Source organism: Lentibacillus populi, from assembly GCA_014642895.1.
In the GTDB taxonomy this organism is placed as follows: Bacteria; Bacillota; Bacilli; order Bacillales; family Amphibacillaceae; genus Lentibacillus_C; species Lentibacillus_C populi.
In genome coordinates this window covers 1-23,380 of the sequence record BMJD01000013.1, presented here as the reverse complement: position 1 = coordinate 23,380, position 23,380 = coordinate 1, and the positions used below count along the sequence as shown (strand labels likewise).

The following is a 23,380-nucleotide window of genomic DNA, read 5'->3' as shown; positions in this document are numbered from 1 at the left end:
GTCTGTACGTTAGTTCCATGCAAGAATAATGCCAACATCAAACTTTTAAGCCCAATTTATTCAATCGATTGTAAAGTGTTGCCCGGGTAACCCGAAGATTTTTGGCGCATAATAATTTGTTGCCATCCACTTTTTTTAATTCTTTCAGGATAATATCTTTTTCTAACTCTTGCAGCCGTTCTTGCAATGATCGATTATCATGTTCAATAAATAATGGAAGATTTCCATTGTGAGCGTTTGGTAGGTCTTTTTCAAAAGGTAGATCTTCCAGTTTCATTTCGCCATCTTCGGAAAAAACGACGAGACGTTCCACAACATTTTTCAGCTCCCTAATATTGCCTGGCCATTTGTGTTGCAGGAGTGCCTGCATAACGGACTGTGATATTCCATGAATCGGACGGTTATATTTTATAGAAATATCGTGCAGGAAATAATGGGTTAATTCAATAATATCTTCCGGTCGCTTTCGGAGTGGCGGGATTTCTATACCTACAACGTTTAACCGATAGTAAAGGTCCTCTCTGAACTTCCCCTCTTTGACAAGTTCGTTTAGATTGCGATTTGTTGCTGCTACCACGCGGAAATCTACCTCTATTTCCCTTGTTCCACCGACTGGATAAAACACCTTTTCCTGAAGCAAACGGAGAATTTTTACTTGCATTTCCAATGGCATTTCGCCGATTTCATCTAAAAACAATGTGCCACCCTTGGCAAGCTCGACTTTCCCCTTTTTCCCTTTCTGATCTGCCCCGGAAAAAGCTCCTTTTTCATATCCGAAAATTTCACTCTCGAATAGGGAAGAGGGAATGGCACCGCAATTGATCGCGATAAACGGAGCATTTTTTCCTTCGCGGATCGTATGAACTGCTTTTGCGAACAATTCCTTTCCGACACCACTCTCGCCATAGATCAATATATTGGTATCCGTTGTTGCGGCCTTTTTTATTTTGTTGATGGCTTGTTTTAGTGCAGGACTGTTTCCTCTGATATGGATGAACGGATCGTCGGTGGAGGTTAATTTGTTTACTTCTTTTTCTAAATGAAACAGTCGTTCGGAGGCATCGTATAGCTCTTTATTTAACTTGATTTGGCTGGTGATGTCGGTTTCCGATACAACGGCACCAATAATTTTTTCGTCAAAATAAACTGGGTTTGAGTTAATCAAGACGACCTGATTTTCACGTGCATGATGTTGGCTATGATGTACTGATGTTCCGTCGTTTAGAGCATTTAAGATTTCCAATCGGTCAGGTTTAAAAAAGTCGGTGATTGGCTTGCCGATGATTTCATCCTGTTTGACAGAGAAAATTTGTTCCGCGCCCTTGGTCCATGCAAGTACCCGTTTATCATTGTCGATAACAGTACACGATTCGTCGATTGTGTCGAGAATAGTCGATATATATGCCTGTACATGCTGGTATGCCGCGAGCAGCTTTTTGTTTAGCTCATAGGAAGTGACATAGCCAACAATCACTCCATCATGGTCCGTAGCGATCAGGTATTCATGCTGCTTTAGTTTTTCGATAACATCTTCAATTTCCTCGTCAGTTGCAATAACGTCACAAAGCAGATAGCGTAACGGTTCTTGCTGCTCTGTCAGCTTGATAAAGCGAATTTCGCCATCTTTTATATGAAACACTTTTTTGGGATATTCCGTTTTTACAATGGATGCCAGTTCTTCTTCAGTCATATTTTCTTTATCTAATAGAAGGTAGTTGGGATTGATAAAACTTTCGAAATCTAGAAATTTTGCAACCATAATATGTATACCCCCGTGTATAGAATTATTTACACTTTATAAACATTTTTACACAGATAATCATCGAAATCAACACTATTTTGAATATATTCTTATTTTGGAGGTTGGCATATAACTTGCATAACTAATGATGGATTGTTTTTAGAGAGGGGGGATTTTATGAACAACACGATACATAGGAATGTCATCATCATCGGTGGCGGCATTATGGGAGCAGCAATTGCCTATTACTGTTCAAAAGCAGGGCTGGATATTACGGTACTCGAAAAAAAGGAATTGGCTAGTGGAACGTCTTCCCGATGTGATGGTAATATTCTGGCGATTGACAAGGATCCAGGCTTTGATAGTCAAATGTCTCTAAAAAGCCAGCAATTAGTCCATGAACTGGATAAAGAACTTGAAATCTCCTTTGAATACCGCAACCCCGGCAGTATTCTTGTCTGTGAAAATGACAATGAACTAGAAGCAGCTCAAAAGTGGGTAACCCAACAGCAGGAGGCAGGACTCGACTTTAAGATGCTGGATCGGGAAGATTTACGAAATGAATCGAAATTTTTCGCTGATGATCTTTACGGTGGGTTGGAGTGTAAAACAGATTCGACAGTTAATCCATACATGCTTACGTACTCCATGTTTTACAGCGCTGAAAAAAGTGGAGCAAAAATACATACGCATACGGAAGTTAAAAATGTAACCAAGGATGCATCAGGACAGTTCGTAATTGAAACCGATAAAGTAACGTTTACCGCTAACAAAGTGATCAATGCATGTGGTGTATGGGCACCATTCATCGGACAAATGCTGGACGTTGACGTTCCCATTAAACCGCGAAAAGGACAATTAATTGTTGCTTCAAGACAGCAACCTGTCGGACTTCGCAAAGTAATGGAGTTTGGCTACCTCATTTCCAAGTTTGGTGGGGAACGGGTGGTGGATCCGATAACCGAAAAATACGGGGTTGCCTTGGTGTTCGAACCAACGGAAAGTCAAAATTTTTTAATCGGCAGCAGTAGGGAGTTCAACGGGTTCGATATAAAAGTGAACCACGATGTTACCAAATATATTGCGAAACGGGCAGTTCGATTCTATCCAAAGATGGCTGATATGACGGTGATCCGGACGTATGCTGGTCTCCGGCCATGGACCGAAGATCATCTGCCAATCATCTCGCATGTAGATGAAGTTCCTGGATTTTATATTGCTGCTGGTCATGAAGGTGATGGCATTAGTTTGGCAGCGATAACTGGAAAAGTAATGCAAGAAATGATCTCTGGAAGCGAAACGTCAATTCCCATCGAGCCACTGCGCTATGACCGCTTTGAAGAGAAGGTGATGAATTAAATGAAGTTTCAACGTTTGTTTACTACAATCGATACTCATACAGGTGGAAATCCGACAAGGACAGTGCTAAGCGGATTGCCTAAGTTACAAGGCGAGACCATGTCAGAAAAAATGCTATATATGAAGGAGCATTATGACTGGATCCGTAAGTTTTTGATGAACGAACCAAGAGGCCATGACGTCATGTCAGGAGCACTCATGGTCGACCCGTGTCATCCTGAAGCGGATGTTGGTGTCATTTATATTGAGACAGGTGGCTACTTGCCCATGTGCGGTCATGATACGATTGGATTTTGCACGGCACTAGTGGAAGCGGGATTGATTGAGATAACCGAACCATATACACATCTTAATCTGGATACACCGGCTGGTTTGGTCAAAGTAAAAATTTTGGTGGAGTACGGAAAAGCAAAAGAAGTAACGTTCGCCAATGTGCCATCATTTTTATTGAAATCGATTGAAATTGATGTAGTGGATGTTGGGCATATTGAATGTGATATTGCCTATGGTGGCAACTTTTACGGGATTATTGACGCACGCAAGCTGGGACTTGATTTAACGACGGACAATGCGTCAACCATCATTGACAAGGCGATTACTATCCGCAATGCCATTAATTGGGGAGAACAAGTAGTTCATCCCGAACATCCGTTTATCAACGGTCTAACACATATTGAGTTTTATACGAACGCCGTTCATCCAGAAGCAGATTTAAAAAACACAGTTGTGGTCCCTCCCGGTGGAATTGATCGGTCCCCATGTGGCACGGGAACATCGGCCAAACTTGCGACAATGTACGAAAAACATGAGATCGGCAAGAATGAGCGGTTTGTTTACGAAAGCATCGTTGGTACGCTGTTTAAAGCACAGATTTTGGACGTGACAGCGATCAAAGATCATAAAGCCGTTATTCCGGAAGTTACCGGTTCAGCCTGGGTGATGGGAATGCATCGGTTCTTTTATAATGAAAACGATCCATTAAAAGAAGGCTTTTTGTTAATCCCGCCGATGGAAGGCCATTAAAGAGGGAGGTGTTCACGTGAACGTTAATAAAATGTTTACCACAATTGATACCCATGTTGCGGGTGAGGCCATCCGTATTATTGTTCATTCGCCGATTATGCTAAACGAACAAAGTATAGAATTGAATCAGGCATTAATTGAGGAAAAATATGCGCGTGAAAAAGCATTGCTGCTAAATGAACCGCGTGGGCATCGTGGTATGAATGGATGTATCGTCTTACCATCTAACAAGGCAGATTTTGCGTGTGTTTTTGTTCATCACGAGCGTGACGTGCAATTTATGTATGGCGGATTAGTGGCTACCGTTACTGCATTATTGGAAACAGGTAATCTGGCAAAACATGACAATAACGTTTATCAGATCGAAACAGCAGGTGGTGTCCAGTCTGTTTATGCTAGTTTCGAGAATCAAGAGGTACAAACGGTCCTGGTGGAGAGTGATGCCTGCCGGATTATCGAAACAACGGAGGAATATAGTTTGGTAGAAGTAGATCATGCCCGTAACTACTTGATTTACGAAAAACCAGAATCGATACTGGGGATCGAAATGGAATATTTAGCCCCGATTCAAAAGTGGGGAAAACAAACTACAGAATCACTGGGTAAAAATGGTGTTTCATTTGCCGGCATCATCATGATTGATTCCGCTGATTCTCATGGAAGTAACGTTCGATCCGTTACTTTCGAAAGAGATGGAAGCATATTGCGATCTCCAGGGATGGACAGCACATTTAGTATATTCGCAGCTTTGCTGGATCAGTCTGATACGTTAACACAGCTGACCAATCAAAGTATTTTTGACAGTACGTTGACGGCTAGATTAATTGAAGGAGCAAGTTGTCAATTTTCCATTGAGACACAGGCGTTTATCACGGGAGTGCATCAATTTATTTACGACCAGGAAGATCCATTAGAACATGGATTTTTGTTGAAATAATCCAAAAGGGGGGTTTGTTAACATCAAGAGAAGCGCTTACTATGAAAACGATTAAATAGGGAGAGTGGATAATGAGCGCAGAAAAGCGATTGCCGACGTTTGGAGAGGTGCTATTTGTACTGATAGCCTTCATAGTCATTATGTTTTTGTTTGTCGTACAGCTGGGAATACCGATTCAACTGGCACTTTTAACGACCTGGTTTATGATCATGCTAGTAGGGCTCCGAATCGGGTACACCTATTCAGAGATGCAGGACGGAATTTTGAAAGGAATTTACGACGGACTTGAGGCTGTATTGGTACTGATTTCAGTAGGTGCACTAATTGGTACATGGATAGCAGGTGGTGTCGTACCTAGTATCATTTATTACGGGCTATCGATCATTGATCCAAGTATATTTTTGATGGCGGCTTTTATTATTTGTGCGATAACCTCATTAGCGACTGGCACATCGTTTGGATCAGCTGGTACTGCCGGTATTGCTATGATGGGGATTGGTGTAAGCTTTGGTTTTCCAATCGCACTTGTCGCCGGTGCAGTTATTTCCGGGTGTTATGTGGGGGATAAACTTTCGCCATTGTCCGATACAACGGTCATGACGGCATCATTGTCAAAAGTTAACTTGATTGAGCACATTAAATCGATGTTGTTTGTCAGTACACCAGCATTTATCATTACAGCTTTATTATTCCTTGGCACCGGATTTTTTTTCCACGGCAGTAATGGGGATCTAAGTCAGGCACAATCAACGATGACATCGTTAAGCGAGTATTTTAACATTGCATGGTACATGTTAATTCCTGCTGCTGTTGTCATCTTGATGCTGGCACTTAAAAAACCATCCATACCGGTCATCCTGTTAGGTGCGCTGTTAGGTTCTGTATGGGCGTATCTTTTTCAGGATGTTGCATTGTTAGATGCTATTAATAGCTTATACTCTGGCAACAACATCGAATCTGGCGTTGATTTTATTGACAATCTATTAAATCGCGGCGGAATTGAATTCATGCTTGGTGTAATCGTACTCATTCTATTTGCCCTTGGGGTAGGCGGATTGATGGAGAAAATCGGGATCCTGCGGGTGATATGCAATACTATGCTAGCATGGGCAGACAACGCGGGAAAAACGACATTAACAACCCTGCTTTCCGGATTCTTTGGTAACTTCTTCGGTGGAGCAGCCTATGTGTCTATCATAACAGCAAGTAAAATTACCGAAGAAAACTATGATCGTTTAAACATTGATCGACGAGTGCTTTCACGAAATACCGAGGCAGGTGGCACTGTAACCACACCAATGGTTCCATGGTCAGATGGAGGTGTCTTTATGGCGGCAACGCTCGGTGTATCAACGATAACGTATTTGCCATTTTTATGGTTTAACTTTTTAGTTATTGTCATATCGCTTATTTATGGATTTACCAATAAATTTATTTGGTATACAAATCAAGAAGAAAACAATAAGGATGAAAAAGCGGTAAACGCATAAAATCAATCAGGGAGGAATTTCAAAATGAAAAAACTAGAAGGAGCATTTCCAGTTCTTATCACACCAATGCATCAGGATGGAGAAGTGAATTATGGTGGATTAAAGCAAAATATTGAACACTTCATTAACGAAGGTGTCGCAGGCATTGTTGTTAACGGAAGTACTGGAGAATTTGTTAGTTTAACGAAGGAAGAAAAATTTAAGGCAGCTGAGGCGGCAGTTGAACAAGTTAACGAACGCATTCCACTGATCGTCGGTACTGCTGCTGAAACAACAAAAGATGCGGTAGAATACACGAAGCACGCCGAGGCCGCTGGTGCTGATGCAGCATTGCTGATTAATTCCTATTATGCCCATCCAAAAAATCATGAAATTTATGAGCATTTTAAAACAGTTGCAGAATCTGTCAGTCTACCAATCATGATTTACAACAATCCGTTCACATCGGGCGTCTATATTGACACGGAAACGATCTTAAAGGTTGGTCGCGATGTTGATAATATCACGCATATTAAAGAATCGAGCGGGGAAATTCGCAAAGTTCGTGACATCACAAGACAAGGAAATGGTTTTATCAAAACATTCTGTGGATCGGATGATCTGGCACTTGAGTCGTTTTTAGTAGGGGCAACTGGGTGGATTTCTGTCGCGGGAAATATCGCACCACGACTAGCTACTGATCTATTTAATTGTGTTCAAGAAGGAAACATTGGCCGGGCATGGGAATTGTATGACAAACTGCTTCCACTTTGCAACTATATTGAGGGATCAGGAAAATATGTACAAATCGTTAAACGGGCCATGGATTTGCAAGGGTTAGCAGGTGGTCCGTCACGTAAGCCAAGACTTCCATTGACCGATGAAGAAGACGCTCAACTGAAGGAAATTTTGGACAGTTTGCTTGTTACTGAAAAATAAACACTTTTTAACTTTGTTAAGGGAGGAATTATAATGATTACGTCACAAGCTGAGTTAAAGCCAAAGGTAAAAGAATTTTTAGAAGGAGATAAGGAGCTTTATATCAACGGTGAATTTGTTCCGGCAATTAGTGGGAAGAAATTTGAAGTGTTTAATCCGGCAACCGAAGAAGTCCTTGCTCAAGTAAGCGAGGCAGATAAAGCGGACGTTGATAAAGCGGTAAAAGCAGCACGAACGGCATTTGAAGAAGGCGAATGGCCGAAGCTTACTGCAGCCGAGCGTGCACATCTTATCTACAAGTTCGCTGATTTAATTGAACAAAACAGAGAAGAGCTTGCTCAATTAGAGGCATTGGATAACGGAAAACCGTTTGCGGTAGCTCTGGAAGATGATATTGATGGAACAGCTGAGCATTTTCGCTATTATGCAGGCTGGGCAACAAAGGTTCTTGGACAGACCGTACCAATTTCTCCGGACTATTTAAATTATACCCGGCATGAGCCAGTAGGTGTAGTCGGCCAGATCATACCTTGGAACTTTCCATTATCGATGGCCTCCTGGAAATTGGGTGCGGCACTTGCTACCGGCTGTACGGTCGTCTTAAAGCCAGCCGAGCAAACACCACTTTCCCTGCTTTATGCGGCAAAGCTGTTTAAAGAAGCAGGCTTCCCGGATGGCGTTGTTAATCTCGTACCTGGTTTTGGGGAAACCGCTGGTGCAGCAATTGTTGACCACGAAGACATCGACAAACTGGCATTCACTGGATCCACCGCTGTTGGTAAATCAATTATGCGTAAGGCCGCTGACTCGGTTAAACACGTTACCCTTGAGCTCGGTGGAAAGTCTCCGAATATTATTTTGGAGGATGCTGATGTGGAAAAAGCGATTGAGGGTGCGTTTGAGGGGATTATGTATAACCACGGGCAAAACTGTAGTGCTGGATCACGGGTATACGTTCACCGGAAACATTATGACTACGTTGTAGAAGAATTAGCAAAGCGGGCAGAAGCAGTGAAGCTTGGTAATGGATTAGATTCGGAAACAGACATGGGACCACTCGTATCTAAGGAACAGTTTGACCGTGTTCTTAACTACATTAAAATTGGGAAGGAAGAAGGAGCGCGGCTTGTCGCTGGTGGCGAAAAAGTGTTTGATAAAGGATATTTTGTTAAACCAACCGTTTTTGCTGATGTCAACGATGATATGACCATTGCCAGAGAAGAAATTTTTGGCCCGGTTGTAACGGTCCATCCATTCGATACAACGGAAGAGGTTGTGCGACGAGCAAATGACAGCATTTATGGCTTGGCTGCCGGGGTCTGGACGGAAAATATCAAGACTGGTCACCAAGTTGCCCATCGCTTGAAAGCAGGAACCGTCTGGATCAACGACTACAACCAGGAAAATCCTGCTGCTGCGTTTGGTGGCTATAAGCAATCAGGTATCGGGCGCGAAATGGGTAATTATGCTTTGGATAATTACACGGAAATAAAAATGGTGTGGGTTAATTTACAATAAGCAGGTTTGAAAAGGGGAATCGGTGAAGGAGCCGGTTCCCCTTTGGTATAAAGGCTTGATTTAAGAAAAGAATAGGTTTGACTTATTTTTAGTCCGATGGGCGTGAAGCGGATCGTGAAGAAACGGTGGAATTTATAATGGGGATTTTCCGGATAATGTGTTAAAGGTCGGTTTTAATGAAATAATGGGGGAAGATTACATTGTTTTAAACTAGGTTAAATGAGAGGATGTGACGATCTTGAACTTCCCTTTTATTTTCAACCAAAAAAGTTGGTGAAACTTAGCTAGCAGTATATTAGTATGTAATTTATCCATAGCAGTATTTACTGTGATAAAATATAACATATTCCAATTGGTATGGAGGATTACATATGGAGCGCTTTACGGCTAACGTAATCGAAATCATTCAACATATTCCGGAGGGTAAAGTCATGACGTATGGTCAAATTGCTAAACTTGCCGGAAGCCCCAGAGGAGCGAGACAGGTATCACGAATTCTTCATTCCATGAGCAGGAAATACCATCTTCCTTGGCACCGTGTCATTAATGCACAAGGAGAAATAAGTATTAAAAATGAAGAACTAGGGGCTATCCAAAAGCTTTCATTAGAAAGTGAAGGAGTGTCCTTCAACAGTGATGGTACAATTGATTTACAAAAGTACCAGCAAATGGGACCGTGTTAATTATATTTTGAATATTTGAAACGCGATATTTTTTCCGTTATAGTAATTGGTAGTAGGACTTGATAGTTTTTAAAGGAGAACAGCAGAAATGAAAGATATTGAGAAACAGGATAAAGATTACCGCTATAAAATTGCCAATCGAGAAGCACTTATTGGTGTTGGTCTAGTTATTTTCAACTTTATTTGGTGGTTCGTGTTTGCCTATGGACTAGGAGGAAAGGATCCATCCGACTATTCCTATGTTATGGGCTTGCCGGCATGGTTTTTTTATAGCTGTGTCCTTGGATTTATTGTCATGGTCATATTGGTAACGATTGCCGTTAAAAAATGGTTTGTGGACATACCGTTTGATGAGGAGAAGGAAAGCGAATGAATTGGCAAGCAGTAGTTCCATTAATCGGGTTATTAATAGTTATTTTTGTTGTTGGCTTGTGGGCCAGTAAAGCGGTGAGAACATCGAATTCATTTATTCAGGAATATTTTTTGGGCAATCGCAATCTTGGCGGTTTTGTTTTAGCAATGACGATGACAGCTACATATGGCAGTGCCAGCAGTTTTATCGGTGGGCCAGGTACTGCCTATACCGAGGGACTTGGCTGGGTATTATTAGCAATGACCCAGGTTGCAACTGGCTATTTTGTGCTAATGGTACTCGGTAAAAAATTTGCGATTGTGACCCGGAAATATCATGCAGTGACAATGGTTGACTTTTTAAAGGAACGGTACCGGTCGAAGTGGGTTGTATTATTATCAGCATTTAGCATTATTATCTTTTTATTCTCCGCAATGGCGGCCCAGTGGATCGGCGGGGCGAGATTAATTGAATCATTGTTAGGTATACCGTATACGGGTGCATTGTTTATTTTTGCATTATCTGTATTAATTTACGTGACGATTGGTGGCTTTCGGGCTGTCGCATTAACGGATGCGGTACAAGGCATTATTATGTTTGTTGGGACGCTTATTTTGCTGATTGCCACGATTATTGCTGGAGGCGGTATTTCCAATATAATAACGGATTTAAGTACGGAGAATCCAAATTTAATTACACCATTCGGAGCAGATGGTACATTAACACCAGCATATGTGTCGTCGTTTTGGATTCTCGTTGGTGTTGGTGTAGTTGCCCTTCCGCAGATTGCTGTTCGAGCAATGTCATACAAAAACGCGAGGTCGATGCACCGGGCATTAATTATTGGCACTATTGTGGTTGGATTTATCATGCTGAACATGCATCTGATTGGTGTGTTTGCACGGCCAATTTTACCCGGTATCGAAGTTGGCGATAAAGTAATGCCGCTTATCGCGCTTGAAGTACTGCCAAATTGGCTTGCCGGTATCGTCTTAGCGGCTCCGATGGCGGCAATCATGTCAACAGTAGATTCTTTGCTGCTCTTGGTCAGCTCAGCAGTTGTAAAAGATTTGTATTTGAATTATATACAGCCAAAAGCATCCCATACAAAAGTTAAACGCCTGAGTATGGGGGTTACGGGACTATTGGGCGTCCTCGTGTTTATCATGGCTTTAGACCCGCCTGATTTGATTATTTGGTTAAACCTGTTTGCTTTTGGCGGACTGGAAGCAGCATTTATTTGGCCGGTTATTATGGGATTATATTGGAAAAAGGGAAACAAATATGGGGTGCTCGCTTCGATGGTTGTTGGCATAGTATTATATGTCCTGTCTGATCAATTTTATCCAAAACCGTTCGGACTTCATTCGGTAGTACTGCCAGTTATTCTGTCATTTGTTGCGTATGTAGGTGTTAGCTTGGTAACGCAAAAACGATGCCTGGGAGAGAATAAGGGGAAAGGGATTCATATAAAAGGGACGCGGCCGTGAAATCTAGAGACGCCTGCACCGTGGCAAGGCAGCTTTATGCACAATCTGAGCGTTAGGCATGCGGTAAAGTGAGACGGCCGCGCAATCCCAAGTCGTGCGAAAAATCATAACGGCTTTATTTTCGAACGACAAGGACTGGAATATGTGTCCGATGAAGTACACCGTGTGCAACACTCCCCAATAATGCTCTGTCGACTAAGCCGCGTCCGTGACTGCCAACGATAATTAAATTAGCATGCTTTTCTTTTGCAACGTTACAAATCGTTATACTTGGGTGCCCTGTCTGATGAATGAATTGAACACGATCCTTCCAATTACTGAATAAACGATTTTTTACATCCTCCTTAATTTGCTTTGTTAGTTGTTCCTCATAATTGTCTACAGATTCGGGAACAAGGTCATAAGCGTAATTTTCTTTTGCTGTTACGTATAACACAATGAGTTTTGCTTCCGGCCAAGCTTCTAAATATTCAGCAGTCAGCTGTGCGGCATGCTCGGAATATGCTGAGCCATCTGTAGCAAATAGAAATGTTTTCATTTGGCAATCCCCTTTTCTGAAAATTTCATCCTATACAATAAAATAAACGATAACCGTAAGACAAACCGATGTAATTGTCATTGCGATCAGTGGCTTCAATGCCTTTGTCCGTAAATCACGAAGGCTAACATTTAGACCAAGTCCGACCATGGCGGCAGTTAGTAACCATGTGGTGATATTGAAAACAGCATTCATGACGCCATCTGATACTGGAATCGAATGGCCAAACACATAGCTTCCTAGAACACTTAAAATAATGAAGCCCACCAAAAACCATGGAAATTCAATTTTGGCATCGGGTTGTTCAGAGTCTTTGTTTTTCCGCTTCATGATATAAATAAAGATAAAGCAGAGTGGTACGAGTAAAAATACACGGCCCAATTTTGCAAGTAAAGCAATTGCTGTTGCCTGTTCACCAGCAGGTTCAGCTGCAAGTGCTACATGGGCAACTTCATGTAAACTGGAACCCGACCAGATACCATAATCGATTGCATCCAATGGTAAAAATGGCCGTAGAATGGTGTAGCCAATCGCAAAGATCGTTCCCATGAGGGCAATAATGCCGACACCGATTGCGGTATCCTCATCCCTTGATTTAACAATCGGTGCTACAGCTGCGATCGCGGCTGCCCCACAAACTCCGGTTCCAATACCCAATAATAGGGAAATCATTTTATCAGCTTTCAATACTTTTGCTATCCAGATCGTTGCAAAGATGGCAAAAATAATAACCCCTGCATCACGAACAAGTAGTCCCAATCCATCATGTAGTACTGTATCAATATTTAGCTTAAGTCCATATAAAATGATGGCTGCCCGAAGTAATCGCTTGGATGAAAAAGCAATACCTGAACGAATTACTTCCGGATATCCAAAAATTTGCTGGAAAACGACGGCAATAATAATTGCACATGCCAATTGTCCGACATGGTCAAATCCAGGGACCAATGCTAAAAGATAACCTAATAATGCAATGAAAAAAGTAAATGCAACACCGCCAAACCATTTGACGAGTACAGACGGACTTTCCTGTTTTGGGGCTTGAATTGAATTTTGTAACGCCATTTGAGCACCTCCTAGTTACTAGCATAGGATATTTATTTCCATAAGGAAAATAAATCATTATAATAGTTATGATAAGTAAAATCGTATAATGGAATTTATAAATATAAATTTGGTGGTGATGAAAAATGGATCAACATTTACAAGTATTTGTAACAGTAGCAGAAAAGAAAAACTTTTCCCGGGCAGCGGAAGAACTTCATATGACACAGCCATCCGTAAGTCAATATATCCGTACATTTGAGGAGAATATTGGGACACGTTTGCTTGAACGAACGAATAAATATGTTCGTCTAAACAAAGCGGGCGAAATTGTTTATCACCATGCAAAGGAAATTCTTGGCTTGTATACCAACATGCAGCATCTTGTTGATGATTTGGTGAATAAAGCAAAAGGGCCATTGTCGATTGGCGCCAGCTACACGTTTGGGGAATATCTGTTGCCACGTATTATTGCTAATTTGCTGGAAACATATCCGGATATTCATCCTACTGTTACGATTGGCAATACATCAGAAATCGCCGATTTAGTGGCCACCCATCAATTGGATGTCGGAATCGTCGAGGGTCATTTTAAAGATCAGCAGTTAAGGGTAGAGGAATTTGCTGAGGACTACATGGTTGTTGTTGCTTCTCCTAATCATATCTTGGCAAAAAAGAGAGGTGTTGAAATCCTGGATTTAGAAAAGGTGACGTGGATCGTCCGGGAAAAAGGATCTGGTACAAGGGAAGCAACAGAAAAAGTGTTTCATCGCTTTAAACTTTCTCCCGCTAAATTAATGAATTATGGCAGCACGCAGCCGATTAAAGAGGCGGTTGAGGCTGGACTGGGGATTAGCTTATTATCACGGTGGGCAATCCAAAAAGAATTGCGGAATGGGGATCTAAACATAATCAACATCAAAGGACTGCCGTTTTCAAGAAAGTTTTCAATTGTAACGAAATCCCCGTTTCAAACGAAAGCTTTAGAGGTCTTTCTTGGTTCATTGCGCAATAATAAGATGCTGACCACGTTTCATAATGGTAAAAGATAAAAAATAAGCATTGTTCATAAGCAAAGGACATCCCTTTGCTTATGACAATGACATAATTTAGCACATTATTTTTAACAGGTAAGAAAAGTATTAGTTAGGCTATTTAGTTCGTTACAAATGAGCCACGTCCAGTTTAAGTGTTAAAGTGCCGCTTTTGTTTGAGCTATTTCATTTTCGTTTCAAGTCGCTCATCAGCAAATTTCACAAAATAATCCAGTGACTTTGGATTAGCCAACGAGCCTTTGTTTACTACCTTGTCAACCGTTTTCCCCATCAGTATCTTCTTAATCGGAATTTCGAGCTTTTTCCCATTCAATGTTTTAGGAATATCTGAAACCTTGTACATAGCTGTCGGGACATGTCTAGGTGAACATTGTTCTTTAATTTGTTTCCTGATTGATTGTTTCATGTCATCTGTCAGTTCGTAGTCATCCTTCATTACAACAAATAATGGAACAAATGAATCACCGTTCTTATCCGGAATATCAACTATTAAACTATCAGCGACTTCCTTCACCTGATCGACAGCTCGATAGATTTCACTTGTACCAATCCGTACCCCTCCACGGTTGATCGTTGCATCAGAGCGTCCATAGATAACACATGTATGCCGGTTTGTAACCTTCAGATAGTCTCCATGTCGCCATGTTCCAGGGAATTCGTCAAAATAGCTATCGCGTAAACGGCTGCCATCGTGATCATTCCAAAAATATATTGGCATAGACGGAAATGGTTCGGTTAATATGAGCTCACCAACTTCATCTATTTGCGCTTCGGCCATATCATTAAAGCTTTCAATTTTTGCACCAAGTCCGCGGCATTGCAGTTCCCCGGCATAAACCGGCAAAATCGGTACACCAAGAATAAATGCTGTACATACATCGGTTCCACCGCTTGCTGAAGCAATCCACAAATCCTCTTTAACATTGTCATAACACCACTGGAATCCCTCTGGCGGTAGTGGTGATCCGGTTGAACTAATGTTTTGCAAATGGCTTAAATCAAAGTCTTTACCTGGGGTGATTTCATCTTTCATACATCCGGTGATAAAGCTTGCACTTGTACCGAAGACAGTCATTTTGGTTCGTTCAGCATATTTCCAAAGCATATTCTTATCCGGATAACCGGGACTACCGTCGTATAAAATGATTGTGCTGCCTGTTAAGAGGCCGCCGACAAGAAAATTCCACATCATCCAGCCTGTTGTTGTAAACCAAAAGAAACGACTATTCTCATCAAGATCAGCATGGAAGGTTAATGCCTTTAAGTGTTCGAGTAAAATACCACCTTGACTTTGTACAATTGGTTTTGGTTTACCGGTAGTACCAGAAGAAAATAATACCCAAAGCGGGTCATTGAATCCGACATGCTCATAGGCAAGTTCCGCTTGCACATTCGTACGCGCTGCCTCGTCCCACATCGTCGTATTTTTCAATCGAGTGCAATCCGGATTTTTCTGCAAATAAGGTATGACAATCGTTGCCTCCAGCGTTGGAAGCTCGGCTTGAATATTTTCAACAGTTGCCAAACGATCAAAGCTTTTTCCACCAAAACGATAGCCATCGACAGTCACCATTACTTTCGGTTCGATCTGCTTGAAACGATCAATTACACTTTGCGTACCAAATTCAGGTGAAGCACTCGACCAGATGGCGCCAAGGCTTGCAGTTGCCAGAAATGCAACAACAGATTCATAGATATTGGAAACATATGCAACGACGCGATCCCCTTTATGGACACCAAGGTTTTTCAATGTTTGCTGTAGTGCTGCCGTTTCTTTATAGAGCAGTTTCCACGTGATTTCAGAGGTTTTCCTTATCTCTGAGGAATGGATAATAGCTGGTTTTTGCTCGTCACGATTTCTGAAAATATGTTCGGTGTAATTAACTGTCGCTCCTGGAAACCATTTTGCACCAGGCATATCATGTGACGATAAGACCGCTTTGTATGGTTGATCCGCTTGGATATCAAAATACTCCCAGATCGATTCCCAGAATAATTCCAGCTCCTCTACAGACCACTTCCATAACGAATGGTAATCTGTGAAATTCACGTGTTTATGCTGTTCTAACCATGTCATGTATTGATAAATATTTGCTTCTAGTTTTCGGTTCTCATCGGGCTGCCAAAGTAATGTTCCCTCTTTAATTGTAGCCATCCAACTCCCCCTATGCTCCTGAATAATGACTACTACTATTATAAGAAACCGCTTTCCATGTGTAAAGAGGTTGCATTGTCGATCCTCATGCACATATCTCTTTTTCTATAGGGGAAAGCCGGTAGCAATTTTAATTAAGAGCAAATTTCTTTATGCTGGACGGTAGACAGTGATGATGGTTTTGAATGGCTTCCAGCTATTACTACTCAAACTGGTGGAAAAAACCAGTGCCTGATTTTATCTAAAAGGGATTTTGGTTCATCCTGCTTTCTTTCCGTCACACTATCGTCATCGTCATCGACAAAAATAGTTTCCTTATCTATGGCAAAATCGTAGGTTAAGACCGCCCCGATTTCGGAATCATAATCTTCGTTCGTTATACTTGTATAAGGTATATTGTAAATTTTAGCTAATTTCCTTTCCTCTTCAAAAAAACGGGACGGGATATGACCGTTTAGTAAAAGTTTGCTATCAGGGTGCTTTTGCATGGCATCCTCCAGGCCATTCAATCCTTTATCTGCCATCACCTGACCCTTTGAGAGTGCCACCACAATACGCTCCCGCAGTGTCCCTAAGTACTTTAATCGTTCAGCCTGTTTCGGTTTGCGGACACCATATATCCCTTCGTTAAGGTAATCCTCTACCTTTTTCATTTTTTATCATCCTAGTCCTATTGTCCTTTACTATATTGTACACAATTAGCGAATGTCCAGGCAAATAATCTTTCGTAATATAAAAAATTGCCGTTGCTTATAAATAAATCTGTGTTAATTTGTTACGCATTAACGGGTTATAATTTCCTGCTGAATGAAGTTTTACTTTATTTAGCATACTGAGCAAATTTGATAAACGTGTTTTCGTCTTCGATTAACCCGCAAACACCGCATTGAATCCTGAACGCCGGACCACTGTATGTAATATGAAAAACTTCTGGTTCCTCAGTTGCATAATCATTTATCACATCACCGGTTTGCGCATCTAATTTTACCGGTGTAGCAACCTGCTCAATTAAATTAAACCGCAAACGATTTGTCTTGCAGTTCGGGCACCGATAAGCATGTCCCATCAAAAACACCTCCACATAATTGTTGACAAAATTCGGGGAGTGACAGGCACCCCCCGGTTCCTTAGCTTCTTTTAACCCGTTTGTCTGCTGCTTTACTTCTTGTTTGGGCTTCTTTATCATCTTGGTCGGCTAATTCTTCAGCAAATTCTACATCAATTCCATCTGATTTGAGGTTCTTTGGTGTTTGTGCAAGGTAGTTTCTACCTCTTGATTTGTTGTGCTCATCTCGTCCCACATTATCCACCACCTTATAATCAATAGAACTTACAGGTATAGTATGTGCACGTTTATTTCAATTCATGTGGATATTTCGGGTTTACTAAAATTGACAGGCATCCCCAACAATTTTACAATTAGGATGGACTTTTCGGGGTTTTGGAGACGGTTTTACAGGATTAAAGTATAAGAAAAAACTTTGTCATTCGCTAATAGGCTGAGGTTAATGCCAAGTTTTACTGATACTGGAGAGGATTAGGGCATAATGAATAAACAGCAAGGTACGAAACAACAGCTATATGATTATATAAAAGTTATTCTTGGTGCAACACTTGTCGCACTAGCTTATAACATATTTTTATTACCGGCAAAGCTTGCTGCAGGCGGTATTTCCGGGGTAAGCACCATTTTATACGAATTGTATGATCTGAGTCCCGCATATACCCAGTTTTTAATCAATATTCCAATTTTTATTATTGGCTGGCTTGCACTCGGGAAAGATTTTAGCGGAAAAACACTTGTTGGAACATTTTGGGTTCCTTTTATCATTTATCTAAGTTCCGACTTTCCGTATACCATTACAAATCCATTGCTTGCCACGATCTATGGCGGAATTGTACTTGGTATTGGGCTTGGGATTGTTTATAAAGGCAACGGTTCAACAGGTGGGACTGCTGCAATCGCTCAAATTGTGAAGAAGTTTACCGGATTATCAAGCGGATATTCGCAGCTTATCGTTGATGGATTCGTTGTTATATCGTCCATTATTGTTTTTAATTTAGAGCTGACATTATTCGCGCTAATGTGTATTTATGTAACAAGTAAGGTAATTGACATGGTGCAATTGCAAACATCGTCAAACAAACTAATTTTAATTATTACGGAGAATGAAGAAAAGATCCAATCGATTATCCGCAACGAGATTGATCGGGGATTAACAAAAATTCGGTCAGTTGGCGGGTATTCAAATAACAGTAAAACGATGATTCTCTGTGTAGCCGAACAAACAGAGGCCGTTCATTTAAAACGTATTCTACAGCAGGAAGAGCCTACCGCTTTCGTCGTTTTTATCAATGCTTCAGAAATTCTCGGCCGCGGCTTTTCCCTGGACAAATACTATGGTCAAAAACTTTGATTGTGAGGTAACAACGGTTGCAGCCGTTGCTACCTTATTTTTTTAAACCGAACATTGACACATCAGTTTCAACCGGAGGGCGGGAACATCGACTCGGGGGTTCGGTATCAACCCAAGCTCGCAAACAACATCCTGATAGCACATACATCATTCAACAGTACTTTCATCTATCTCAATAACATATTCAAAATCACCACCATTATGTATATATTTTTTTATAAATTATAAACTAATAGAACGGATGATTATTCTTTATAGGAGGTCACGTAATGCCATTAAATATTACGCAAAAATTAATAAAGGATCACCTCGTTTCAGGGGAAATGATACCCGGAGCAGAGATAGGTCTTAAAATTGATCAAACATTAACACAGGATGCCACTGGGACGCTTGTAATGCTTGAACTGGAGGCGATGGAACTTGATCGGGCTAAAACGGAAGCGTCAGCCCAATATGTCGATCATAATCTTATTCAGGTAGACAGCAAGAACCCGGACGATCATCTATTTTTACAAAGTGCGACGAGACGTTTTGGCATCCATTTCAGCCGTCCGGGAAATGGTGTGAGTCATCCGGTTCACATGCAGCGATTGGCCAAGCCAGGGAAGACGCTGCTTGGTTCAGATAGTCACACATGTGCGAATGGGTGTATGGGAATGCTTGCAATGGGTGCAGGTGGGATTGATGTTGCATTAGCAATTGCCGGGGAGCCATTTTATGTGAAAATGCCAAAAGTGTGGGGTGTAAAGCTTACAGGAAAATTGCCTGATTGGGTAAGCGCAAAAGATGTGATTTTGGAAATGCTTCGTCGCCATGATGTGAAGGGAGGCGTCGGACGGGTAATTGAGTATTACGGACCCGGGGTGGAAACATTAAATGCTATGGACCGCCATGTTATTGCCAACATGGGAGCTGAACTTGGAGCCACAGGAACTGTTTTTCCGTCTGATAGAGAAATTAAACGATTTTTAAAAGACCAGGATCGGGAAAATGACTGGATGGAATTAGTGGCAGATAAGGGAGCAACGTATGATATTCATGAGGAGATTGACTTATCGGAAATTGAACCGCTGATTGCCAAACCATCAAGTCCCGGAAATGTTGTCCCTGTTTCCGAAATTGCAGGAACCCCGATATATCAATCCTATATAGGATCATCGGCAAATCCGGGGTTCCGTGACTTTGCAGTTGCGGCAGAAATGGTAAATGGCAGGCATATCGCGGATGGAATTTCCTTTGACATTAATCCGACATCAAGACAAATGCTGACCGATTTAGTGAAAGAAAGTCATATTGCCAGTCTGCTGCAATCCGGTGCTCGCTTGCATCAAGCTGGTTGTAATGGATGTATCGGAATGGGTCAGGCACCAGCTACAGGGCGAAATAGCTTACGTACAACGCCACGTAATTTTCCAGGTCGATCGGGAACCACTGAGGACAGTGTATTTCTTTGTAGTCCAGAAACGGCCGCAGCATCTGCATTAACAGGGAAAATTACGGATCCAAGGACACTTGATTTTGCTTATCCAAAAGTCAAAGATCCAAATAAACCAACTATAGATGTAAATCTATTGGATGAGCCATTGCCATTTGAGGAAGCAAAAAAGGTCGAATTACAAAAAGGGCCGAATATTGCATCTATACCGCAAATGGATGCCCTTCCTGATCATCTGGAATTACCTATTCTTTTAAAAATGGGCAATAATATATCAACTGATGAAATACTTGCCGGTGGTGCACGTGTTTTACCGTATCGGAGTAATCTTCCGGAAATCAGTAAATTTACGTTTGAGATTATTGATGACACATATTACAAACGTGGCAAGGAAACTGTTGAAAAAGGTGGTCATGCCATCGTGGGCGGTTTCAATTATGGGCAGGGATCAAGCAGGGAACATGCCGCATTAGCACCAAGGTATATTGGCCTACGTGTCGCTTTAGTCAAAGACTTTGCCCGCATTCATTGGCAAAACCTTGTTAACTTTGGTGTACTGCCGCTGACTTTCGCAAATGAGGAAGATTATGACACCCTAAATCAGGGAGATGTTCTGGAAATTTCCGGACTAAAAAATAAAATAAAACAGGGTAATGAGTTTACCATTAATGTAAAAGGAAAAAACCAGCAAATAGGTGTAAAACATGCTTTATCGGAACGTCAGGTTGAAATCATGCTGAAAGGCGGGATCATTAATTGGGTAAAAGACCGCCAGCAATTAGCATAGAAGGGAGGGAACTCAAAAATGATTGATCGAGAAAAGACATGCAGAGCTTGTGAAGGTACAGGTATGCTTGCAGATGATGAAGGATGGCAATACAACTGCAGTGTTTGTAATGGTAGCGGAGTACTTCCTCAGGAGGGTGAATCCAGAGAGGCAAGGGTCATGTCAGTAGACGAGAATAACCGGCTTCTGGATTAATACGCACGGATAAGTGGGTATAGCTATTTCCTGCGTTTTTAAGCACAATAAAAGAAGTAATCAACAGAGATACTATCGATTACTTCTTTTTAAGTTTATTCTTCATTTACATTTTGAGGATCTTCTGTTTCGGTTGCATCTTTTCCATACATATAGTCCGAAGCATCCACCGGTTTCCAATCATCGGTTGGCGTATAGAAACGTAATAAATCACCAAAAAGGAGTTTATCGGAAAGTTCCAGCTCGTGGCGCACCGTTTCTTTCAGTTCCTTCATTTGTTCCGTTTCTTCTATTTCTTCACCAGTACTATTGTCATAATAGGTTCCACCTAAACTTGTATATTTTGGTGTAACAAAGTCTCCATTACGGAATATTACAAAGTCTTTGTGGTCTTTAGAGAACATGTCTGTTCCAAATTGGATATAATTCTGCGCGTCAATTCCCATCAGGTGAAGTAATGTCGGCATTACATCAATTTCTCCGGAATATTCATGGTTAATACCCTGTCCTTCAACTCCAGGTATTTTAATCATAAATGGTACACGCTGAAGTTGAGCATTTTTGAATGGAGTAATCTCCTCACCCAAAAGCTGTTCCATTGCATTATTATGATTTTCCGAAATACCATAATGGTCACCGTAAATCATAATAACGGAGTCATCATATAATCCGGCCTCTTTTAAGTCATTAAAGAATTGCTCTAATGATTCGTCCAAATATCGAGCTGTCTGGAAATAGCGATCGACAGAAGGATCACCCGTTTCAGCAGGCTCAATGGTTGCATCTTCTTCATCAATTAAATACGGATGATGATTCGTCAGTGTAATTAAATGCGAATAAAAAGGTTGTTCCATTGACTCAAGCAGTGGAATGGACTCTTTAAAGAAAGGTTTGTCCTTCAAACCGTAATTAATTACTTGGTCTTCACTCATGTCGTAGTAACTAGAATCGAAAAATTTGTCAATACCAAATTGCTTATAAATTTCATCACGATTCCAGAATGATCTTTTATCACCGTGTAAAACTGCTGACGTGTAACCTTGCTGCTGATCCAGAATTGCCGGCAATGCCTGATACGTGTTCTTGCCTTTTGTTACAAACGCTGCACCCTGTGGCAACCCGTATATCGAGTTATCAAGGATTAATTCAGCATCTGCCGTTTTTCCTTGTTCTGTTTGGTGAAAGAAATTATCGAAATACGTAAAATTTTTACTTTGGTCGTGAACCAGCGAGTTTAAGAACGGTGTTACTTCTTCCCCGTGTAATTTATAGTCGATTAAAAATGACTGGAAAGATTCCAAATGGATCTTAATAATATTTTTTTCTTTGGCAACACCGAATAATTTGGAATTTGGTTCCGCATATTTATTTTTCGTATAATTTTCTACCTCTGTAACGTCACTGCTATCTGCCAATACACGTTGGGATGATGAATGGATGCTCTGTAACGCATCGTACAGCGCAAAATTATACGATCCCAAATATTTCACAATGTAGTTACGATCAAATGTCCTTTTCAGCAATTGCGGACGATCAATCTCAGCCAATCCCAGGTTTACCGTAAAGGCAATAACACCTACAGCCATGATGATTAATGGCTTTCTGACCTGTAAACGGCTAACAGACCAGTTGGCTTTACTCCACATAAATAAAACAATCAGGATAACAATATCTGCAAAATAAAAGACATCATACCACTCTGCTAAACTAGCAATACTTCCGCCAAGGCTGCCAAAATTACTAGTTTGTGTCAGTGTTGGCAATGTTATATAATCATTGTTGAAACGATAGTATACAACATTGGCGTACACAAGAAAGCTCATCAGAAAATCAATAATGATAATCCATGATCCTGCTTTTCTTCCTTTAGCAAATAAGGCAATACCCAGAAAAACCAATATTGCGCTTAACGGGTTAATAAATAATAGAAATTGTTGTAGACCATTATCGATATCCAAATTAAATTCAAATACATATATCATATACGTTTTTATCCAGAGTAAAACAACTGCAACAAAAAAGAACCCCATTTTGGATGAAGGTATATTCTTCATTGTTTTTCACCTCAACTATTTTGGTTTTTATAATAGTAACCTCAATCATCGTATTCTAAACCAAAATATAAATAAATGCAAGGGCTATACAATTTAAGTTTACCTTTTTTCGCCGCATAAAACGGAATTATTTCACCTTAAGAGTCCTTTAGAAGGTTTTTTTTCGTTTTTATTGAAGGAAGCAAATTT

The 23,380-nt window shown here is 40.9% G+C and carries 21 protein-coding genes; 13 read left to right on the top strand and 8 right to left on the bottom strand.

Annotated features, from left to right (window positions below):
- Nucleotides 1-37 precede the first annotated feature (37 nt).
- Nucleotides 38-1,690 (bottom strand): sigma-54 interaction domain-containing protein, encoded by a 1,653-nt coding sequence (locus IEX12_RS09910; RefSeq protein ID WP_088053440.1) that lies wholly within the window; start codon nucleotides 1,688-1,690, stop codon nucleotides 38-40.
- A 228-nt stretch (nucleotides 1,691-1,918) separates the two neighbouring features.
- Between IEX12_RS09910 and IEX12_RS09905 the strand changes: the two genes are divergently transcribed.
- From IEX12_RS09905 to panF, 9 genes are all read left to right on the top strand, one after another.
- Nucleotides 1,919-3,100, top strand: a complete 1,182-nt coding sequence (locus tag IEX12_RS09905) for an NAD(P)/FAD-dependent oxidoreductase (protein WP_088051236.1) — start codon at nucleotides 1,919-1,921, stop codon at nucleotides 3,098-3,100.
- A complete protein-coding gene (locus IEX12_RS09900) occupies nucleotides 3,101-4,123 on the top strand; it encodes a proline racemase family protein (protein ID WP_088051235.1) in 1,023 nt (340 codons plus the stop codon).
- A gap of 16 nt (nucleotides 4,124-4,139) precedes the next feature.
- Nucleotides 4,140-5,060 carry a proline racemase family protein gene (locus IEX12_RS09895; RefSeq protein WP_088051234.1) on the top strand — a complete coding sequence of 307 codons (921 nt, stop codon included), beginning with the start codon at nucleotides 4,140-4,142 and terminating at the stop codon, nucleotides 5,058-5,060.
- 71 nt (nucleotides 5,061-5,131) lie between these two features.
- The gene (gene nhaC / locus IEX12_RS09890) at nucleotides 5,132-6,550 is read left to right on the top strand and encodes a Na+/H+ antiporter NhaC (RefSeq protein ID WP_088051233.1); all 1,419 of its coding nucleotides are present in this window, start codon (nucleotides 5,132-5,134) and stop codon (nucleotides 6,548-6,550) included.
- A gap of 24 nt (nucleotides 6,551-6,574) precedes the next feature.
- Complete coding sequence (gene dapA, locus IEX12_RS09885; RefSeq protein WP_188725072.1) at nucleotides 6,575-7,468, top strand: 4-hydroxy-tetrahydrodipicolinate synthase; 894 nt, start codon at nucleotides 6,575-6,577, stop codon at nucleotides 7,466-7,468.
- A gap of 33 nt (nucleotides 7,469-7,501) precedes the next feature.
- The gene (locus IEX12_RS09880; RefSeq protein WP_088051231.1) at nucleotides 7,502-8,986 is read left to right on the top strand and encodes an aldehyde dehydrogenase family protein; all 1,485 of its coding nucleotides are present in this window, start codon (nucleotides 7,502-7,504) and stop codon (nucleotides 8,984-8,986) included.
- A gap of 371 nt (nucleotides 8,987-9,357) precedes the next feature.
- Nucleotides 9,358-9,669 carry an MGMT family protein gene (locus IEX12_RS09875; protein WP_102416015.1) on the top strand — a complete coding sequence of 104 codons (312 nt, stop codon included), beginning with the start codon at nucleotides 9,358-9,360 and terminating at the stop codon, nucleotides 9,667-9,669.
- An 88-nt stretch (nucleotides 9,670-9,757) separates the two neighbouring features.
- A complete protein-coding gene (locus IEX12_RS09870) occupies nucleotides 9,758-10,042 on the top strand; it encodes a YhdT family protein (RefSeq protein WP_088051229.1) in 285 nt (94 codons plus the stop codon).
- On the top strand, nucleotides 10,039-11,511 hold the full coding sequence (gene panF, locus IEX12_RS09865; RefSeq protein ID WP_102416014.1) for a sodium/pantothenate symporter: 1,473 nt from the start codon (nucleotides 10,039-10,041) through the stop codon (nucleotides 11,509-11,511). The genes IEX12_RS09870 and panF overlap by 4 nt, the downstream gene beginning before the upstream one ends.
- A gap of 115 nt (nucleotides 11,512-11,626) precedes the next feature.
- Here panF and IEX12_RS09860 read toward each other — a convergent pair whose 3' ends face one another.
- Complete coding sequence (locus tag IEX12_RS09860) at nucleotides 11,627-12,049, bottom strand: universal stress protein (RefSeq protein ID WP_088051227.1); 423 nt, start codon at nucleotides 12,047-12,049, stop codon at nucleotides 11,627-11,629.
- A 30-nt stretch (nucleotides 12,050-12,079) separates the two neighbouring features.
- Complete coding sequence (locus IEX12_RS09855; RefSeq protein WP_188725071.1) at nucleotides 12,080-13,114, bottom strand: YeiH family protein; 1,035 nt, start codon at nucleotides 13,112-13,114, stop codon at nucleotides 12,080-12,082.
- A gap of 125 nt (nucleotides 13,115-13,239) precedes the next feature.
- Here IEX12_RS09855 and IEX12_RS09850 point away from each other — a divergent pair, with 125 nt between their 5' ends.
- Nucleotides 13,240-14,145, top strand: a complete 906-nt coding sequence (locus IEX12_RS09850; protein ID WP_102416012.1) for a LysR family transcriptional regulator — start codon at nucleotides 13,240-13,242, stop codon at nucleotides 14,143-14,145.
- A 163-nt stretch (nucleotides 14,146-14,308) separates the two neighbouring features.
- On the opposite strand, the gene IEX12_RS09845 is transcribed toward IEX12_RS09850, so the two are convergent.
- The 4 genes from IEX12_RS09845 to IEX12_RS09830 form a co-directional block, all read right to left on the bottom strand.
- Complete coding sequence (locus tag IEX12_RS09845; RefSeq protein ID WP_188725070.1) at nucleotides 14,309-16,303, bottom strand: acetoacetate--CoA ligase; 1,995 nt, start codon at nucleotides 16,301-16,303, stop codon at nucleotides 14,309-14,311.
- A 206-nt stretch (nucleotides 16,304-16,509) separates the two neighbouring features.
- The gene (locus tag IEX12_RS09840) at nucleotides 16,510-16,956 is read right to left on the bottom strand and encodes a YueI family protein (RefSeq protein WP_088051223.1); all 447 of its coding nucleotides are present in this window, start codon (nucleotides 16,954-16,956) and stop codon (nucleotides 16,510-16,512) included.
- A 167-nt stretch (nucleotides 16,957-17,123) separates the two neighbouring features.
- Complete coding sequence (locus IEX12_RS09835; RefSeq protein WP_188725069.1) at nucleotides 17,124-17,369, bottom strand: DNA alkylation repair protein; 246 nt, start codon at nucleotides 17,367-17,369, stop codon at nucleotides 17,124-17,126.
- Nucleotides 17,370-17,430: 61 nt separating this feature from the next.
- Nucleotides 17,431-17,604, bottom strand: coding sequence for a YfhD family protein (locus tag IEX12_RS09830; RefSeq protein ID WP_088051221.1), 174 nt, complete (start codon nucleotides 17,602-17,604; stop codon nucleotides 17,431-17,433).
- Between the two features lie 246 nt (nucleotides 17,605-17,850).
- On the opposite strand from IEX12_RS09830, the gene IEX12_RS09825 reads away from it, so the two are divergent.
- The 3 genes from IEX12_RS09825 (at nucleotide 17,851) to IEX12_RS09815 (ending at nucleotide 21,137) form a co-directional block, all read left to right on the top strand.
- The gene (locus IEX12_RS09825) at nucleotides 17,851-18,720 is read left to right on the top strand and encodes a YitT family protein (RefSeq protein WP_088051220.1); all 870 of its coding nucleotides are present in this window, start codon (nucleotides 17,851-17,853) and stop codon (nucleotides 18,718-18,720) included.
- Between the two features lie 269 nt (nucleotides 18,721-18,989).
- Nucleotides 18,990-20,942 (top strand): aconitate hydratase, encoded by a 1,953-nt coding sequence (locus tag IEX12_RS09820; protein WP_188725068.1) that lies wholly within the window; start codon nucleotides 18,990-18,992, stop codon nucleotides 20,940-20,942.
- Nucleotides 20,943-20,960: 18 nt separating this feature from the next.
- Entirely contained in the window at nucleotides 20,961-21,137 is a 177-nt protein-coding gene (locus IEX12_RS09815) for a hypothetical protein (RefSeq protein ID WP_155554271.1), read from the top strand.
- Nucleotides 21,138-21,232: 95 nt separating this feature from the next.
- Here IEX12_RS09815 and ltaS read toward each other — a convergent pair whose 3' ends face one another.
- Complete coding sequence (gene ltaS / locus IEX12_RS09810) at nucleotides 21,233-23,191, bottom strand: lipoteichoic acid synthase (RefSeq protein ID WP_088051218.1); 1,959 nt, start codon at nucleotides 23,189-23,191, stop codon at nucleotides 21,233-21,235.
- Between the last annotated feature and the right edge of the window lie 189 nt (nucleotides 23,192-23,380).